The organism is Hymenobacter sp. (assembly GCF_031398885.1).
Taxonomy (GTDB): Bacteria; Bacteroidota; Bacteroidia; order Cytophagales; family Hymenobacteraceae; genus Hymenobacter.
Window position 1 is genome coordinate 75,531 of sequence record NZ_JANNOD010000021.1, and the last position, 17,604, is coordinate 93,134.

At 58.4% G+C, this 17,604-nt stretch carries 17 protein-coding genes and 1 other RNA gene; 2 read left to right on the forward strand and 16 right to left on the reverse strand.

Annotated elements, in window-relative coordinates:
- Nucleotides 1-10: 10 nt before the first annotated feature.
- Both RMO51_RS03135 and RMO51_RS03140 read right to left on the reverse strand, forming a co-directional pair.
- Nucleotides 11-1,204: a hypothetical protein gene (locus RMO51_RS03135; RefSeq protein WP_310391901.1), complete on the reverse strand. Its 1,194-nt coding sequence runs from the start codon at nucleotides 1,202-1,204 to the stop codon at nucleotides 11-13.
- 75 nt (nucleotides 1,205-1,279) lie between these two features.
- Nucleotides 1,280-2,845 (reverse strand): T9SS type A sorting domain-containing protein, encoded by a 1,566-nt coding sequence (locus RMO51_RS03140; protein WP_310391902.1) that lies wholly within the window; start codon nucleotides 2,843-2,845, stop codon nucleotides 1,280-1,282.
- A gap of 145 nt (nucleotides 2,846-2,990) precedes the next feature.
- Here RMO51_RS03140 and RMO51_RS03145 point away from each other — a divergent pair, with 145 nt between their 5' ends.
- Both RMO51_RS03145 and RMO51_RS03150 read left to right on the forward strand, forming a co-directional pair.
- Nucleotides 2,991-3,899: an alpha/beta hydrolase gene (locus tag RMO51_RS03145; protein WP_310391904.1), complete on the forward strand. Its 909-nt coding sequence runs from the start codon at nucleotides 2,991-2,993 to the stop codon at nucleotides 3,897-3,899.
- Between the two features lie 82 nt (nucleotides 3,900-3,981).
- Nucleotides 3,982-4,212, forward strand: a complete 231-nt coding sequence (locus tag RMO51_RS03150; RefSeq protein WP_310391906.1) for a hypothetical protein — start codon at nucleotides 3,982-3,984, stop codon at nucleotides 4,210-4,212.
- 15 nt (nucleotides 4,213-4,227) lie between these two features.
- Here RMO51_RS03150 and RMO51_RS03155 read toward each other — a convergent pair whose 3' ends face one another.
- The 14 genes from RMO51_RS03155 to ssrA form a co-directional block, all read right to left on the reverse strand.
- A complete protein-coding gene (locus RMO51_RS03155; RefSeq protein WP_310391908.1) occupies nucleotides 4,228-4,866 on the reverse strand; it encodes an ATPase in 639 nt (212 codons plus the stop codon).
- Nucleotides 4,863-5,714, reverse strand: coding sequence for a helix-turn-helix domain-containing protein (locus RMO51_RS03160; protein WP_310391909.1), 852 nt, complete (start codon nucleotides 5,712-5,714; stop codon nucleotides 4,863-4,865). The genes RMO51_RS03155 and RMO51_RS03160 overlap by 4 nt, the downstream gene beginning before the upstream one ends.
- 12 nt (nucleotides 5,715-5,726) lie before the next feature.
- Nucleotides 5,727-5,999, reverse strand: a complete 273-nt coding sequence (locus tag RMO51_RS03165; RefSeq protein WP_310391910.1) for a helix-turn-helix domain-containing protein — start codon at nucleotides 5,997-5,999, stop codon at nucleotides 5,727-5,729.
- A gap of 130 nt (nucleotides 6,000-6,129) precedes the next feature.
- Complete coding sequence (locus tag RMO51_RS03170; RefSeq protein ID WP_310391912.1) at nucleotides 6,130-7,659, reverse strand: hypothetical protein; 1,530 nt, start codon at nucleotides 7,657-7,659, stop codon at nucleotides 6,130-6,132.
- 114 nt (nucleotides 7,660-7,773) lie between these two features.
- Nucleotides 7,774-8,184, reverse strand: a complete 411-nt coding sequence (locus RMO51_RS03175; RefSeq protein ID WP_310391913.1) for a VOC family protein — start codon at nucleotides 8,182-8,184, stop codon at nucleotides 7,774-7,776.
- A gap of 17 nt (nucleotides 8,185-8,201) precedes the next feature.
- A complete protein-coding gene (locus RMO51_RS03180) occupies nucleotides 8,202-9,029 on the reverse strand; it encodes a hypothetical protein (protein ID WP_310391914.1) in 828 nt (275 codons plus the stop codon).
- Nucleotides 8,959-10,011: a hypothetical protein gene (locus RMO51_RS03185; protein ID WP_310391916.1), complete on the reverse strand. Its 1,053-nt coding sequence runs from the start codon at nucleotides 10,009-10,011 to the stop codon at nucleotides 8,959-8,961. The genes RMO51_RS03180 and RMO51_RS03185 overlap by 71 nt, the downstream gene beginning before the upstream one ends.
- A gap of 6 nt (nucleotides 10,012-10,017) precedes the next feature.
- A complete protein-coding gene (locus tag RMO51_RS03190; RefSeq protein WP_310391919.1) occupies nucleotides 10,018-12,153 on the reverse strand; it encodes a hypothetical protein in 2,136 nt (711 codons plus the stop codon).
- Complete coding sequence (locus RMO51_RS03195; RefSeq protein WP_310391921.1) at nucleotides 12,150-12,794, reverse strand: hypothetical protein; 645 nt, start codon at nucleotides 12,792-12,794, stop codon at nucleotides 12,150-12,152. The genes RMO51_RS03190 and RMO51_RS03195 overlap by 4 nt, the downstream gene beginning before the upstream one ends.
- 131 nt (nucleotides 12,795-12,925) lie before the next feature.
- Nucleotides 12,926-13,705, reverse strand: coding sequence for a PaeR7I family type II restriction endonuclease (locus tag RMO51_RS03200; RefSeq protein ID WP_310391923.1), 780 nt, complete (start codon nucleotides 13,703-13,705; stop codon nucleotides 12,926-12,928).
- A gap of 11 nt (nucleotides 13,706-13,716) precedes the next feature.
- Nucleotides 13,717-15,393 carry an Eco57I restriction-modification methylase domain-containing protein gene (locus RMO51_RS03205; RefSeq protein WP_310391925.1) on the reverse strand — a complete coding sequence of 559 codons (1,677 nt, stop codon included), beginning with the start codon at nucleotides 15,391-15,393 and terminating at the stop codon, nucleotides 13,717-13,719.
- Between the two features lie 29 nt (nucleotides 15,394-15,422).
- Complete coding sequence (locus RMO51_RS03210; protein ID WP_310391927.1) at nucleotides 15,423-16,679, reverse strand: site-specific integrase; 1,257 nt, start codon at nucleotides 16,677-16,679, stop codon at nucleotides 15,423-15,425.
- An 11-nt stretch (nucleotides 16,680-16,690) separates the two neighbouring features.
- Nucleotides 16,691-16,840, reverse strand: coding sequence for a hypothetical protein (locus tag RMO51_RS03215; protein ID WP_310391929.1), 150 nt, complete (start codon nucleotides 16,838-16,840; stop codon nucleotides 16,691-16,693).
- Between the two features lie 68 nt (nucleotides 16,841-16,908).
- Nucleotides 16,909-17,281: a transfer-messenger RNA gene (ssrA, locus tag RMO51_RS03220) on the reverse strand.
- Nucleotides 17,282-17,604 lie beyond the last annotated feature (323 nt).

The following is a 17,604-nucleotide window of genomic DNA, read 5'->3' on the forward strand; positions in this document are numbered from 1 at the left end:
CAAAACCAGCCTACAGCCCCGTCTCGCAGCGGCGCACCCGCAGAATCGTGGTCGGGTCGAGCACGTTGTCGGGGGTGGCGGCGTCGTCCACTTCGGTGTAGTAGATGTAGAGGCCGGCGGCGGTGGGGTAAGGCTCGGGGTCGGTGCGGGCCCGCACCGAGTTGTCCGACACCATCTTGTAGGCCGGGGCGGTGCTGCTCACCGTGGCGAGCCAGATTTCGGCCGGCCCGCCCGTCGTTTCCAGCGGCGACGACGAGGCCATGAACGTGATGTAGGACTTGCCCTTGTAAATCACCGGCTCCGGCGAGCCGATGTTGGGGTACGCCGGGTTGGTGGAAGGGCAGCGAAACTGCTGAAACGGGGCGTAGGCATTGCTGCCCGGCGCGGTTTCCTTGAACACCTGAATTTCATTACCGTTGGCCTTGGCGAAAAACATGCGGGCGTTGCCCTGGTCGGGCGCCCGCCACATGTAGGGCCGCGAGTAGGTGGTGCCGCTGGTCTGGGTAAGCTGCACAGGCGCGGCCGTGGGGTTGGCGGGGTTGAACAGCCCCACCTGATTGTTGGGCAGGATGCCGGTCAACACCTGCTCGTCGTCGGCCCAGTGCGCGTCGCTAAAACTGGCGATGGAAAACTCCGTGCCGGGGTTGTCGAAAAATTTGTACTTCGTGGTGCTGGTGCCGGGCGAAGTCGCGCACTGAAACGCGGCCACGTTGTCGTTCGGGTTCTTCGTGGCCCGCGGCAGGAAGCGGTTGGGCGTGGTCATGAGCGTATTCAGCGCCCAAGTGGCGCCGGGAGTACCGGCCGCACCGGTTTCGGTGGCCACGGCCACGTAGCGGCTGCCGCCGCTGTTTTTGGTGTACACGATGGCCGCGCCCGCCCGGCTGAAGGCCCACTCGCCGGCATTGAACGTGGCCGTGAGCGGCACCACGTCACCGCCGTCCACCAGCGTCTGCTGCCCGTTGGCCACGGCCAGCTTGCCCGTCACGGGGTCAATGGCGCACACCCAAATCTTGTGGTCGGTGATGGACTGCCAACAGATGCGCCCGGTGTAAGGGTCAAATTCCGGGTCCCCAATCTGCGCCCGCGCGTCGCTCACCAGGATGCCGGTGGCGCTGTCCGGGACGTTGGGTGTGGGGGTAACTTCTTTTTCTTTGCCGCAGGCGCAAAGCAGGAGCAACAGGGCTGCTGCATGGAGGTTTTTCATGATGAGGGGTGTGGATTTACTAGCTAGGGTGCGGGGGCGCATCCTACAAACAGGGAGCGGAAAACCGCCCTGGTTTTATTGAATCACTATTTTCCTCGTCACTTGCCCGCCGTCCAGCGTGATGGTCAACACGTACAGGCCCGCCGGCAGGGCCTGCACGTCCAGCGTTGGCGCACTGGTCCGCCGCACCACCTGCCCGGCCATATCGGCCAGGGAAGCGCTGCGGAAGTCGTGGGTTTTTACTTCGATGGTGAGCACCGAGCGGGCCGGGTTGGGGTAGGCGCTCACGCCGGCCGCATCGGCCCGCAGGTTGCGTGTGCTCGTCGGGTTCAGGCCGAAGTCGCCCCGGTACACCCAGGCGGTTTGGCTGGCCGGCACCCCGTTGCTGTCGTAGCCGCCGGCGTAGAGCACCTGGCCGTCTTCCGAGGCAAAGGGCGACGCGCACAGCGTGCGCACGGCCAGCAGCGTGTCGGTGGGCGTAGTGCCGTTCTGGAGAATGTTTTTCAGGGTGTAACCGACCGCCCCGTTCACGATGGCCCGCTCGTAGTACATGCCGTCGATGCTCCAGCGGTCCACGTTGGCGCGGGGGCCGGGGGTGGTGTAGCGGGCCTCGAAGCCGATGAGCTGCACGGTGGCCTGGCGCAGAGGGTTGTACCAGCTCAGCAGGTTGTCGTTGTAGGCGGCCAGCACCCCGTTGATGGGCGTACCCAGGCGCTGGGCTAGGTCCGGGGCGTAGCTGAACTCGATTTGAGCCACGCCGGTGGCCGGGTCGAGGGTGCGGGCGCTGCCGGTCCAGGAAAACCACAGCACCTGGCCGGGGCCGCCGGGGCGGTCCACCGCCGAGAGCCCGCGAATGTCGGCGTTGGTGCTGCCCTGGTTGTCGGTCCAAATCTGGGTCCAGCTCGGGCTGGTGGCCGAGTCGTTGCGACGGTAGATGCGGGCCACGCCGTTCTCGGAAGTGCCGCAGTAGAGCACCCCGTTCAGCTCCGTAAAGCCCATCACCCGGAACTCCTGGCCCACGGCCAGTTCCGGGATTATTGTCCACGCTATTTTGGTGGATAAGCCGGGGGTGTACACGCCCCGCAGGATGCCCGTGGTTTTGAGGCCCAGAAAAATGTACTGGCGGTTGGCCGCCGCGTCGTAGTGCATCCCCGCCGCCCGCACGCTCACGTCGGCGCCGGGGTAGGTGAAGGTGGTGATGCTGTCCTTCACCCACGTGTTGGCCGCGTCGTCGCGCAGGTACACGATGAGCCGGCCGTCGCCGTTGCCGGGGTTGGCCAGCAGCACCGTGTCGGGCCGGGCCAGCAAGTTGCCGTTGTTATCGCGGGTAAAGATGAACTGCTTGAGGTTGTTCATCCGCAGGCTGCCCGGAAACTCTTGCTCCTCCTGCCACGGGGCGGTGGGCGAAGCCTTGCTTAGCAGCTGGCAGCCGGCCACGGGCAGGGTGCGCCGGCTTTCCATCCAGTAGCTGTTGCCGGCGTAGAGCCGGCCCTTGTGCGGCACGAGGTGCAGGATTTCGGTGCCGCCCAGGTACTGGCCCGCCACCGTCTGCCCGGCGGAGTAGGACTTGGCCCATTGCTGAGCAGCCGCAAACCGGCAAGGGAGCAGCAGCGCAAACAAGGCAAAGTACAATATTTTCACGGGCGTTGGGGGTGAGGTTCAGCCCTTCAGACAAGACCAGCAGGAACAGGTTTACCCCCCGGGAAAAGAATTTTTATTTGGGAATCAAGCGCTTAAACCCTGAAGACAAATCTTCCTCTATGGTAAAAAGCCACTCCACTGCCCCATGCGCCATTTCCTGATTTTACTATTTGCTGCCGCTGTATTACTAGGCAGCGCCGCCTGCACCAAGAACGACGGCCCTTCCCCCACCAATACCTACGGCGAGCCCACCACTGCACAGTACAAGACGCTGCCGGGCACCGACGCCAACCTGTTGAGCCTGGACATGTACACCACCGGGGCCACTACCGGGATCAGCGCCGCGCCGCGCCCCGTGGTCATCTGGGTGCACGGCGGCGGCTGGCGCCAGGGCGACAAGGCGCAGCAGCTGGCCAACAAGCTCAGCCTGTTCAGCTCCTTGGATTACGTGTTTGTGAGCGTCAACTACCGGCTCAGCCCGTCCTCCTTCGAGCTCAACAACCCCAACCGCATCAAGTTTCCGGACCACAACCACGACGTAGCCGACGCCGTGCAGTGGGTGTTCAACAACATCGGCGCGCACGGCGGCGACCCGGCCAAGGTGGTGCTGCTGGGCCACAGCGCCGGCGCCCACCTGGTATCCCTGACGGGGACGAGCCCGCAGTTTCTGCCCGCGCGCGGCCTGGCCCTGAACCGGCTGAAGGGAGTGGCCAGCATCGACACGGATACGTACGACCTGACTGGGCAGGGCGGGGAGGACATTTACCAGAACGCTTTCGGCAACGACCCGGCCACCCTGCGGCAGGCCTCGCCGATGACCCACGTGGCCGCGGGCACCGCGTACCCCCGGTTTTTCGTCGCCAAGCGCGGCGCCGCCGGGCGCGTTGCCAACGCCAACGCTTTCATCAGCCAGTTGCAGGCCGCGGGCACCGTGGTGAGCCAGGTAGACGGCAGCCGCTACGACCACGAAGGCGTCAACAACGCCATCGGGGAGCCCAACGAAACGGTGGTCACGCCGGCGCTCCGGACTTTTCTGGAGGACTGTTTCCAGTGAGTCACGCAAGTGGTGACTCACTGTTGGTACGCAGCACGAGCCACACGATGCTGTGCTTGTCGGGTGCCGGCAGCTGGAACAAGTGAGCGAACAATTCATTCGGCAAAAGACGACGGCGCTTAACTCGCTGGAAGCTTTGCAGCAGCACCCGGTGGCAAATGCTCAGGCCGAGCAGCATCTGCGCAGGGCGCTCAGCTGGTTGGAGGGGCAAATCCAGGGGGTGGAAACGGGACTGGTCGGCTTGTTAGAACAACACAATGACCGGGAAATGCCCTTGCTGATGCCAAAACTTCCTGAGACGCATTGGCTTTAATGGTTGCGCTGGCACCTACCGCCGCCGGTCGGGAGCGGTAGTGGGGAAGCTCAGCACGTTACACATCTCGCGCAGGCGGCTACGGAGGCGGTCGCCGTAAAGGGTTTCCAATTCGGAGGCGTTGAGGTTACTGGTAAGGTGGGTGCGCATCCGGTGAGTAACAAACCGGTCGTAGCGGTCAAGCAGGATTTCGGCCAGCACATTGCACTCGTTGCCGTAGAGGCGGGCGTTTTGCTCCACGCCGAGGTCGTCGAAGCAGTACGTGACGGGGTGGCGATGGTCGGGGCCGTGGCCAGCACCATAGGAACGGGCCATGAAGGCCTGGGCCCCGTAGCGGTCGAGTACGGCGAAGCCTTCGGTCAGGAAGCGGCGAGCTACGTCGCGGGCCGGGACGACGCGGTAGGCGGTTCGGGCGTTGCGCTCGAAGAAGCGCATGGCGGCGGTTTTGCCACACCCCACGGGGCCAAGCAGCAGAATTCCCTTGCCAGGGTCGAGACCCAAGGCTGTTTGAGTAGGAGCGTCGCCGGCGAAATGAGCCAACAGGCGTCGGTACACGGACTCGTTGTGGGCATCGAGCTTGAAGCCTGGGACTTGGGCGGCGAATTGGGCAAGGAAGTGTCGCCACAGGGCCTCAAAGTCTGGAGACTGGCTCATAGCGGCTCGTTGTAGTTTTTGGTGCCACCAGAATGCAGGCGCGGCGTGGCTCCGGTTGCCGGGCTGGCGGCGGCCGGGGCTTTGAAGCGGTCAGCGTTGAGGAGCCAGTTGCGGGCAGCGGCGGGCCAGTCGGCCATTGCATGGCGGCCGACGCGCCAGCCGTTGGCCTGGTAGTAGTTGCAGAAGCGGGTGGCTTCGGCGGCGGCCACCGTGGTGTTCGTATCGGGCTGCTGTGTGAAGTAGGCGATTACCTCGGCCAGCGTGGGGCATTTAAACGCGCCGCCGACGGCTGGCGGCGTGGGAAGGGGGGGGCGCGCAACGGGGGGGATGGGCGGCGGAACCGCGCCGGCAGGGTGCAGCTCATCTTCAACTTCAAGCTCGGGCGCTAGTGGCCCTCCTATCTCCCATTCATTATTATCATTCTTTTTACCTAATAGGAGTGCCTCCATTTCGGTGAAGGAAATTTCGGGATAGGCCATACGGTTTGGCGGAATGGGGGGTGCGGAAAACCGTGCGGCAGGGTTCGATAAATCGGGTGGGGCTGACGATTTATCGGCAGGAGTCGGTGCCAGGCCCGCGGCCGGGCGCAACAGGCGCTGGTTGCTATGGGCGGGGTCGGTGACAGTGGCAAGATGGCCGCGCTCGATGAGCTGGCTTATCCAGGTGGAGACAGTAGCACGGCGCACCTGGTAGAGCCGGGCAAAGTAGTCGTTGGTGGCCCAGCAGTAGCCGCGCTGGGCGCAGAGGGCGGTTATTTCACCGTAGAGTAGGCGGGCGGCGGGCGGGAGGGCCAGGTCGTAGCGGACGGCGGCCGGGATGACGGCGTGGGTGGTAGGCAGCGGGGTCATGGTGCGGGCCGCCTACTTGCTACGGTTTTCTTCGAGCATCCGCAGGATGTCGTCGGACTGGTAGTACACCATGCCCCCAACCTTGGTGAAGGGCAGCGTACCGTTCACGCGCAGGTTTTGGAGCGTGCCGGGCGAGATGCCAAGCAACTCCCGCACTTCGGGCGACTTGAGCCACTTCTTTTGGAGGCTGCTGCCGGCCTGGGCAGCGAAGAGCTTTTGCAGCTCCTGAAACAACTCTTGCTTGAATTCGGCAAGGTCTTCGGGGGTGATGATGCGGGCAGCCATACGATTTGTGGGCGTTTGATGATGCCGACAAAGGGATGGTTTCAGGGCATGCGCCGCCAGTTATAGGGGTTGTACAACCCCCTGCAACCCATTTGATTTACAGGGCAATAATTTTTATTTATAGGAGTAGCTAATTTGATTGGTCGTTAGTCGGCTGTCGCACGGATTGGAGCATTTTGGCTACCAGCTTCTCGACGGCCTGGCGGGTGCCTTCTTCAGAATTATAAAAATTGGCAGCCAGGCTTTTTTCGGAAATGCGTTCCTGACGGGCAGTACGAAAGTTGGTGGCCAGCATTTTAAAGAGGTCGCGCTGGCTGGCTTGGCCGAAAACCCCAGCGTCGTAAAGAGTACGTAGCAGCTGAGCCATTTGAGCGACCGACAACGGGGTGAGAATTCGGGCGGCTTCCGAAGCGGCGGCCGGGGCCGAAGCGTTGGTGGCCTGCACCAGGTGGCTGAGGTATTCGTGCTCGGCTTCGAGCCAGTTGATGAGTTGGGTTCGGAGCGGCGGTAACGTGGGCACGTAAGCGACTTCGGTGGCGGGCTGGAGCTGGCGGTAGCGGGTGAGGTAGCGCAGGATTACGGGTACTTGGTCGGCGAGCTGGTCGCCGGCGGCTTCGGCCTCTGCGCGCACGTAGTCTTTGACCAAGCGAAAGAACTGAGGCGCGTTGAAATTGTAGCGCAGCAGCAGGCGGCCCAGGTTTTCGGGCGTGAGGGACCAGCCGCGCTGCAGACGGCTGTGCAACTCGCGGAGTAGCAGCCGCGGGTAAAGCAAATCCTGGTAGCTTAGGCTGGTATCCTGGACGGTGATGAGCAGGCAGTTCAGGCACTCGCGTACGGGTGCCAGCAACGGCTCGGGCAGGCCTTCGGCGCTGTGCAAGGCCAGCAGCACGGCCGCGAGCGGGGTTTGCACGTCGGCGAGGGCCTGTATCAGGCGGCGGTAAGATAGCGGCGTGGTGAGATTGAGGTGTTCAGGAAAGCTTTGCTCGAAATAGGCCAGCAGTTTTTCCAGTTCCACATACATCAATTGGTGAACCTCAGCCAGCGAATAGAACTGCGGGGTGCCGTAGTAGTCGGCTCGGCGGGCGGGTTCAAGGTACTGGCGGACGTGGGTCAGCAGATTTTGCAGGGTCCGCTGGTGCTGCTGCACGTAGCGCGTGACCGCGGCGGTATCTGGGCGCAGCAGGGCGCAGGCGGGCAGGGCGCGGTGCAGGCGGGCGGCCTCGTCGAGTAGCTGCGTGTGGTAATAGAAGTAGCGGGCTTTGGTGGCGGGCAGGCTCTCGAAGCTACTGGCGGCGGTGAGTTCGAGAAAGAACTGGTCGCCGACCCGGTGGCAATTGGCATCTTGCAGCTCGGGCAGGGAGAGGCTGAGGCGGGGCAGCGCGTCGGCCAGTAGCAGGCCCAGGGTGCGCGGCTCGGGGCCGGTGGGTACGGCGGGCAGGCCTGGCAGGTCGTTGAGTTCGAGAAATACGAATTCGTCGTGGCGCTGGTAGGTAAACTCGCCGAGTTCGGAACCCAAATACTGGACTTTGAAATGGCGGACGTAAGCGGTGAAACGGTGGCGCAGAAAATTGCGATGGGTCGTTTGTTCAGAAAGCCGGAAGCTGGCAGGAGACAAATCACCGGAGACGAGCCGGGTGAGCAGGTCGAGTTCGTAGGGCACTCGGGTAGTGGGTTACAGTTTGTGGGCAGGATTGGTAACACAAACGTAACATGAGGTCGGGCATTCGATTTCCTGCAAGCTGAGGTGGTTTTGCCTAAATAGGTAAGGATGAACTCATACTTTATTTTGGATATTAGTGGGCAGAAACTGAATGAGCTGAACTAAGATGCCGTTGAGGTCGCGCAGACCAGCCACTACCTGCCCCTGGGCATTTAGAGCAGGGTGCAACACGGGCACAGCTCCGTGGGATAGAGCATGGTCGAAGAGTGATTGCACATCGGTGGTAGTGATATCGAGGTGAAAGGCTGGTGGGTCGGCCAAAAAGGAATTGGGACGATGAGGACCGAAGGTTTCTTCCTGTGCGTCGTGGGCCACGAAGATGAGCGACTGGCCCGCCACCTGGAAGTGGGCCGAAGCAGCATCGGGTGATATTGCTGCAACAAAGCCGAATACCTGACGATACCATTCGCAGGTTTGCCAGATGTTGAGTACGTGAATGACAACAGCGGATAGTTGGGGAGCCATATGATATTGCTTTTATTTCAACGTGAAGAGCTACTATAAGTCGTATAAGCGCTAGGGGATATCTTGTTTCCAGGAATTAGGCAAACGACCAAGTAGTCTGGCCTTGCACCACTTAAATTGTAATAAGGCTCCAGATGCATCACGTTAAACAATTCTCTAAAATCGTTGACCGGAGCCCCACCTCCTTTAGTGCTAATGTCGAAAACTACCAATAAACCTAATTGATGATAAGCATGAACGTAGGTTTGGGCTTGTGCTAAATAGTGCGCTTTGATGGAGGCCCAATCTGGTTTATTATCCTCTTTCTTCACCTCTACCGGAAAAACGAGTCCCCCTTCAGTATAGACAATATCAATGCGCCCACTCCCGATTATGTCAGCGGGTTCGTAGCTGTAATAAGCCGCTCTGCTACCCGATGTTAAAGCGGTGTAGAGATGATTCTGAAATGTTTCTTCTTGGTCAGCAGCAGGGTCATATAGGTGAGGAAAAAACTTTTTTGGCTGGGTTCCCGCTCGGTAAGCGTACGATATAACATCCGCCAGCACACGCAGAAAAGTGGCCCGGCTACGGGAAGGATACGCAGGCAGCACCCGCTGTATTTCTCGGGAAAGCAAGCTCAACACCTCGTCACCCACTGGGAAGCCTGTTTCGTAATCCACAAAACTAACTTGCTGCGTTTCCGGCAAATAGCGGAAGGTCAGATTCAATACTGACTGAAGGTCATCTTCGCCAGCCTCGCGCAGAGCCGCCACGTCTTCTAGAATCCGAGCCGGTTCAATTTGTGGAAAAACGCTGATTAGTTGCGCTACCTGGCTGGTGGTATCGACCGCGCTTTTTTTTTTCAAGGGCACCCTCCAAATCCTGTAAAAAGGCGGACAGCGGCAGGTCCTGTTCGCCCAACTCAGTTAGTACCGCGGCAATCTTGAGCCGGCACGCCGATAGATTCTGCACGTAGTAATGATGAATCACATTTGATGCAATGCCATCGGCGAACTGTTGGTAAGAGCCTTGAAGCGTACTGCTGAGCGAATCTATCAATGCAATGTCATTGCAATGCTTGCTGAGCTTGGAAAACTCTCGGCGGTAATCTGTCCAAGACGATTCCGTTGCTGTTTTCTCGCCTATCAGTCGCAGGTTTTCGAGGCCGTGTAAAATGTGCCACTCCAATAATTGCGCGGGGTGTTGCCAACTCCATAGCTGACGTTGCCACAACAATGTATTGAGGTCGGCCAGCAGTGGCTCGTACTGCTCACGCCGCTGTCCCAGTAGTCCAATCAGGCAACCAACCATCATGCTGAAGAACTGGGCGTCTACCCGGTTTTCGGCTAACGCTTGGGCTTGTTGAAAACAATGGTTGGCCTGTGCTAGCTCTTCATAAAATTGGTGCTCCGAGGCTTGGCCAGCACGGTACAGAAGGTGTACCAACCCTTGGCGGTAGTAAGCTTCCGAGACAATTTCCTCGTCGGTATTACCAAGGGCATTTACCAGTTCGGTGTATACTTCAGCGTCATCTCCAGAAAGCAAAAACAAGTACTTGAGCTTACAGACACTGATGTAGCGCTCCTCATCTATCTCTACATCAAGCAAAAAGTCTCGGGCGAAATCGAGGCGCAACACATTGGCCAAGGCTAATTCGCCAATCCACTCAAGGGCTTTTTTACGCACGTAGTGGTTGGAGTCGTGCTCGTAAACGGAACGCAAGAACCCTTTAATGGCACGTTGCTCGGCAGGCACGGCTATGCTGTCCCAAGCAAGCTCATCGAACCATTCGATTCGACTGTCTACTGCTTGGGCGCTGAATTGGGCATAGTTTAGCGAAGCCAGCACGGGTAACTAGAAAAAATATTCGCTCCTTCTTCGTACGTCCACTTTCTCTGCCACTGCTGCCGCCTGCAACTCCCGCTGCGCCGTGCCAACAAACACCTGTAGTTCCTTGCCGAGTGCCGACTCAATGTAAGCCAAGGTTTCTTTAAGACCTTCTAAGAAGGTCTGGTCGGCTTCTTCCCCAGCAGGCGAGTCGAGCATGATAAACCGAGGATGGCGTCCATTTTGAAATTGAACATCCATATCGATTAGGGCAATGTATAGCCCCAGTTTCGCACGCAACTGTTCACCAGGTGAAAGCTCGTCAAATTTAAAGTCTTGCTCGTGTTTGGTAAAGTGAATACGAAAATCCCCATCGATGGTCACTTGTTCGTAATGCAGCAGGCCAAAGGCTTTCAGGTGCTTGAGGTATAGCCCTTCCAATTGGCGCAGCAAGGTTTTACTGCGTTCCGCCTGCATGGCTAGCAGTTCAGTGCGCGCTATCTCCAGCAGTTCCACTTTCTGCTCCATCTCGGCCAGTTGTGCATCAGGCCCACCGCTTGGTGCAGCCAGCGATACCAATTCCGCTTCAACTGCTGCTTTGCGCACGTTTAGGGTAGTCATTTCTGCTACCGTGGCCATGACATCCACAACTTTGGCTTGAGGTGCCCGCGAAGCCTGCTCGAGCTTCCCAATCTCGTCTACCACCGGTTGTAAATGAATACCGCCCAACCGCTGGCGCTTATCTCCCAGCTCACTTTTCAGCTGACCTTGTTTGTGACGAAGGTCAGCAAGTTTCACTTTGAAATTGTACTCGTCATCTTTAAAAGCCTGTGCTTCGGCCTTTAGTTGCTCCAATTGTTCGGCGTATGCTTCGGGTTCTATGGCTTGCGCGGGCACCTGATGAGTTCTGCACAAACGGCAACTGCCGGTTTTCTTTTCCTGAACTACCAACGACGACTCGACATCGTGACTGCAGCTAGGGCATGTTTTAATTTCCAAGCTGTTGAAGAACTCTCCGAACTGCTCATACTCGGCCAAGTCATTGATGCGTCGGTTTCTCTTATTCATCTCCACACCACTGTCGTGCATCTGTCGCTGGGCACGAAGGGCCTGTTTTTCGAGTTCATTATAGTCGTTTTCCCCGCGAATGATATCCGCGTTTAGCGAGGTTTGCAACTGCGATAAGGTGTTGTAGCGGTTGCGCTCAATTTCCAATTGGCGCAAGGTGCCGGCTTGCGCAGGCACATTACTGGCTTCAAGGTTTTGGGTGAGCAGGGCCACCTTGCGGTGATTCTCTTGCAATTCGGCCTGAAGCTCAGCTGTCCGGGCGGGGTCGGCCGCTGCCTGAGGCGTTGCCTGAATTTTACGAAGGCCGATGTCGTTTTTCAGGTTATCGACTTTCACCTTCAGTCGGTTGATAGGATATGTCAATTCTAACCCCAACAACATCTGAAAGACAAGCTCCGATTGGTTGCCGTAGAAAAAGGAGTTGTCGTTGGCTTCGAGAAAAATGGATTTAAAGTACGTTTTCCAGCTTGCCGTCGCCGTGAGTAGGTTGGGGTTGTCTTTTTGAGAAGCCCGTTGGGTACGTTGCAACCGATAGTAGTCAAATTCGCGAAAAAACAGATTCTCAACGAAATCAGCGTAACCTGCTAAACTGCCTTTATAGCTTTGGGCTGCTTCTACTTGCTCGAGAGTAAATGCTTGCAGAGCTTGCCGGTTGGCATTGAAGAACCGATAGACAGCGCTTCTATCGGTATCACCTTTTGTCATATGAACGGTGTAGGAATTACCGCCTATTTTAAATTCAACCCACGCTTCGCGCAGCCAGCCCATAATTTCCTTATCCAAGCTGTCGTTGCCGGAAAGAGCAAGCTTTAGTACTTTAAAAATGCTGGTTTTGCCTTTGGAGTTGTCGCCTACCCATAGGTTAACCCCATCTGTCATGGAGCGGACGTACTCGAGTACTTCGCCGGTGTTTTTAACACCAGAAAAAGCGACCGATAAAACACGCAGGGTCTTACCGATAGACCTTGGACTATCGCGCTGGTAGGCATCTTCGTCGAGAGCAAGCAACTCCTGAATTTGATTCAGCGCCATTACGCCATTTGAGCGCTTGAAAACGAGCTTACTTAACTTCTCCAATTCGGTTGATGCACTCATAGCATATTGTTGAATAAGGCGTAATATTCAGCGCGGACTCGCGCTTCAATGTCCTGAATGTAGTCCCCTAGCGGCGTGTCTCGGTATTCTTCGATGGCGTACTGCCGGTTTTTTAATTGAGTACCAGAAGCGTCAGCGAAATACTGCTTGATTAATTGACATCGGCTGAAATACCATTGGGCAGGCGCTACATTAGCAAGTCCCTGCTGAATTTTGTGGACGCCGGTTTCGGTAATGAAGTAGGCCTTGCGTATGTCTTTTAGGCCTAGGCTTGTTTGCTTCCTGAAATCCACCAGACCCACTGATTTAAGAAACCCGATTATATCATCGAGGTCCTGGTATGCGCCAAAGAAAAACCGCTTCATCTCGTCGGTGCGCAGTTCAGGTTCACCGTTATTGAAAATGCTGCTAACGATTCGCTGCGCGTCGACTGCGCTAGGCACCCCGGTTTCCTTATGCAGACGTAGTAACTCAAAACACAGGTAGCTCGGATAGCGGATGAGGAAATCTATTTTTTGAATTTTCACCTCCGAGTAAAATACTCTAGCTAAACTGGGCTCCAATGCATTGAGATATTCTTCAGAAAAGAAGTAAAGAATCAACAAAACACGTAACCGCTCCTTGTAAGGGACTATTTTCATACTGCACTGATTGATATGACCTAATAGAATTGCTAGTTTTGTGGTTTTTATAGAATTATTCCAGCTTATGAATACCCGATTCTATTAGCAGTGCACCTGTCAAGCTAACTTTTGGCCTCAATAGTTTTCACTTAACTGCGACCCAGCACCACCGCTTCGGCGTGCTTCACCAAGCCCGCTAGTAGCCACCGAAAGGTAAGGTCAGGGGCGGGCTGGGTGACGGTGGTGGGCGTAGAGTTGGTGGCCAGCAGTAGGCAAGCGGCCGAGTAGAGGTTTTCGTGTATCAGCCGACGGCATAGGATTTCGTAGCGCTGGGCATAGGACGTACCGCCCTGGGGTGTGACGAAAACCGGGTCCACGGCGAAGTAGGGCTGGTTGAGCTTAACCGGGGCATGCACTCTGGGGCAGTCTTCGAGTAAGAAGAGGTAGCCGAGAAATGGGCGTGGGCCGGGGCCGAAGCGTTGCTCGCGGTAGGCCTTCCACACGTCCTCAGCGCTGCCCACGGCTTCTTCGACGCGGTTGTTAGCGTTGTTGCCGAAGGAGGGGCCGACCTGGCTTTTGAACTCCAAGGCAGCAACGAGCTGGCCATTGGAGAAGATGAGCATATCCCATTTTTTCTCGGGGCGGTAGTAGCCGGGGATTTCCAGGCGGCCCTGGGAAACAGCATCTTCGGAGCGGCCAATCTTAATGTCGAGGTTGGGCAGTCCCACGAGGCGTAGCGCGCGCACGATAAGGGCTTCGAGCGCCCCCATCTGACCGCCAGCAGTTACGGCGCTACGGGTGCCGGCGTCGAGTTGGCCGGTAGCCTGCTGTCGGGTGCGGGCTTTGTCGCGGGCATCCCAATAGTATTGCACGGCTATTTGCAGCTCGGCATCGAGTGTTTGGAAAAGGGTGTCGAGGGGACTGGGCACTGGGTAGAATTTTAATCAAGAGGCCAGAGGTGGCCGATGCCGTAGACGGCGACGGCGGCGCGGGTAGCGGCCGCCACATCGCGGGTTTGGAAGGCTTCGCGCAGCGCAGCCGCCTGGGCTGGGGTAATAGCGGCCGGGGCCGGCACCCGGATTTTGCGCAGGTATTGGGCCTGCATTCGAAGGTAGCCGCCGCGCATTCGCACCCCGTAGCACTCAACGAAGAACGTGCCGATGTCGCTCAGCAGCAATCCTCCCAATACTTCGAGGTCCCACCCGTTGGAAACGACAAAGTACAGGTTGTGGTCGGGGTAGGTGCCACCGGAATCGAGCACCGGGAAAAGCGTGTTTTTAATGTCGGGAATGTAGAGCTTGGGGCGTAGGTACAGTTGCGCGTCCACTTTGTCGATGGTACGGTACCAGGCGGCGGGGTTCTTTTGAGCCACGTGCCGGGCTTCGAGGCGGGCACGGTGGCTGGCCAGGTGAGTAGCCAGGCGTGGGGTAGTGGTGAGGTCAGTCAGATGGCCCTGGTGCCAAGGGCTGATGAGCCACTGGCCGCCCCAGGTGAGGCGGCCGGTACGGACGTCGGCCGGGCGGACCAAGCGCAGTTGCTGGGCCGGCTCCACAGCGTCGGGGTCGTCAGTGAAGAACACGGCATCGGCACCGGTAGCTACGCCAAGGCCCACGCGGGTGCCAGTGACAGCAGATTCTAAGGGGCCAAAATGACTTTCGAGGTGCGCGAGCAGCGCGGCGCGGGCGGCGGAGGGGCGGGTCCAGGGCTCGCCGGGCGCGAACCAGCGCGGCAGCCGCCGGGCCGTGAGGCCGGGCAGCGCCGGGCCGTCCAAGGCCGTGAGGCTGCGCACTACGTCGGCCGTGGGCACTTGGCCGATGGCGGCGGTGGCGGTGGCCACCACAGACGGCCCCTGGGCGGCGCGGCGGATGACGGTGATGGCCGGGTAGGCACTCACTGCATCGTCGAACGCATCGGCCTGGTGCAGTTCGAGCACCGTTTCAACGGCGAAGCCGGTGCCGACGTAACGCCGCAGGGTTTCGCCGTACTGGTTCAGCATCCAGCGGTCGGCACAGATGAAGGCGCACACGCCGCCGGGGCGCAGCTGGCGCAGGGCGGCTTCGTAGAAACCCACATATAGGTCGGCCCGGCCCCGCATCGTGGGAAAGAGCTGTCGGTAGGCAGTGTTTTGAGCTTCAGGGATGCTTTCGAGGCGCACGTAGGGCGGATTGCCAAGGACGAAATCCAGGCCGGGGCATTCGTCAAATAGGCCGGGGGCGTGGGCTGCGGGGCCGGTGGTGCGGCCCACCACCAGCAGGTAATCGGCCTCAACCAGCCAGGCGTTCAGCAATACGGTGGCATCGGGGTCGGGCACGCCGGCCTGCTCCAGAACGGTAGCCAGCTTCCGGCGGCACTGCTGCAGCGCAGCGGCGTCGAGGTCGTAGGCCCGGAGCGAATCAAGGCAGTCGAGCCAGGGGCGGCGCTGGCTGCGGCACGAAGCCAGCAGGCGCGTGGTCATCGGCACCAGAAACGCTCCCTCGCCGGCCGACGGCTCCACGGCGCGGGCATCGACCAAGTTGCGCGGGGCCGCATAGCCGGCCAAGGCCAGCACCAGGTGCACGGCCCACGGCTTGGTATAGACGGCTCCTAATGATGGAGCAACTTCGATTTCTGGCTGCATGAGGGTACTTACTCTTGGAAAGATAATCTTTACGCGCTTAGCTCTCGCAGGCTGTTGGTCGGCACAGCCGGTTTGGCTAACCGCTCTTCCAGCCGGTCCATGTCTTCGCCTACTTTGTGCTCCACCACTTTGGCATAAATCTGCGTGGTGCGCAAATTTTTGTGACCGAGCATCGAGCTAACGGTTTCAATGGGTACCCCGTTGGTAAGCGTGACGGTGGTGGCAAAAGTGTGGCGGGCGATGTGGAAGGTGAGCGGCTTAGTAATGCCGCACATATCAGCCACTTCCTTCAGATAAGCATTCATTTTCTGGTTGCTCTTCACCGGCAGCAGCCGCTCTTTGGCCAGGCACTCAGGGTCCTGGGCGTACTTGGCCAGGATGGCCAGCGCTGGGGGCAGCAGCGGTACGTTGGAGCGGGTTTCGGTTTTGATGCGTTGGGTCATTATCCACTTTTTGCCGTTGATGCCGGTCAAAATATGGTCGGGCGTGAGCTTGAGCACGTCGGCGTAAGCATAGCCGGTGTAGCAGGAGAACACGAAAATGTCGCGTACCTCATCGAGCCGACGAATCGAGAAGGGCTTTTCCACCATGCGCGCCAGCTCCTCGGTGCTGAGGAATTCGCGGGTTACTTCCCGAATCGAGTGCTTGATGCCCACGAACGGGTTCTTGTCGAGCCATTCGTAGGAGAGGGCCAGCAGCACCGTTTTCTTGAGGTACTTGATGTAGTTCATGGCCGTGTTGTGCTGGATGCCCTCCACGGTCTTGAGGAAGTGCTCGAACTCGGTGATGAAGCGCCGGTTGAGTTGGTCGAGCGGCATATCGGTGCGCTGGTACTGCTGTTTCATGAACAGCTTTACCTTCTTCAGGCCCACCCGGTAGCGGCGCAAAGTAGCCGGGGCATAGTCGGTGCCGACGCGCGCGGCCACTTGGGCATTGTGGTAATCCAGCACCTCCATGATGGATTTGGAAGGCGCGACCTTATTCAGAAAAGCATTCTTCAGCAGCTCCGCCGTCACGGGCTCGTCGCCGCTGAGCAACTGGTTGAATTGCTTGTTGAGCTTGGCCCGGAGGGTATCGAGGTACGTGTTCAGGGTGCGGGCATCCTCTTTCGTGCCTTTCACCTTGCCGGCACCGCCTTCCCATCTGCTGGGCAGTACGCTACGCTTTGCGGAGATTTCGGCCCGTTGGCTGGCAACCGTCATGCGAATGTAGACGGGGGCTTCACCGGTGGTCGGGTTCGTTTTGGAAGTGCGGAGGAAGAAGAGAATGGTCAGGCTGTGGCTCATAAAGAAGGCGCTTAAAGTGTCCTCAGAATAGGAAGTGTTTCAGCGCCAAAGCGACCTGTTTGCCAGCGCGTTACCATCAATCCGGTGAACTGCACAACTTGTGTTTTTATTAGTTCACCGCTTGGTTCACCACTTTCTTGATTTTGGGTGAATGATTTCATAACGCAAGATAACAAAAAAGCCCCAAATCATACGATTTGAGGCTTTTTGAATGAGTTTGGTAAACAAACGGTGGAGATGCAGGGATTCGAACCCTGGTCCAGACAAGGAAATCAACGTGCTTTCTACGTGCGTATCTAGACTTGGATTTTCATGAAATTCCAGGCGCCCATCAGGCCTTTGAAATTCCCCTAGCTGCAGTGGAGTTTCGCCCCCGAGTCACAGCTCCTCGGAGGCTATTTTCTACTTACGACGCTCCGAACTCCCAGGTGTAGAAACTTACCCGGGCGGAACGATGGCAATTACCTAATTCTGAATTAGGCAGCCATGGCGTACGAATAGTCGCCAGTTGTTGTTTGATAGATTTTTTTACGGGAGAGCTTCCATCAACTCCCGGCACGCTTACCCGCAATTTGCGCAAGCTGTCAATTCCGGTCATCCCCAAATGGTAAAGAACGAGTCCCGCTTCTGAAGAGGCGGAAGGCAAAGATACGCGCCGGTCGCGGGAAATGTTCCGGTCCCGGGAGATGGCGTGCGCCGGCCGAGCCCGGCTGACCGGACCCGCGCCCCGGACCGGCCCCGGCGTTCCTGCGGCAGCATCTAAGCTCCAGCACCGTTCGGCGCTCCAGCTCCCGAAGCAATTGCCCCGCCGCCGCGCCACCGCCGACGCGGTGGCGCGGCACGGGCCCGCCCGGTGTGGGCACGATACCGATTTGTTATCAATTGGCAGCAGGCATATTCTTTATTATTCGGATAACATAAGTGA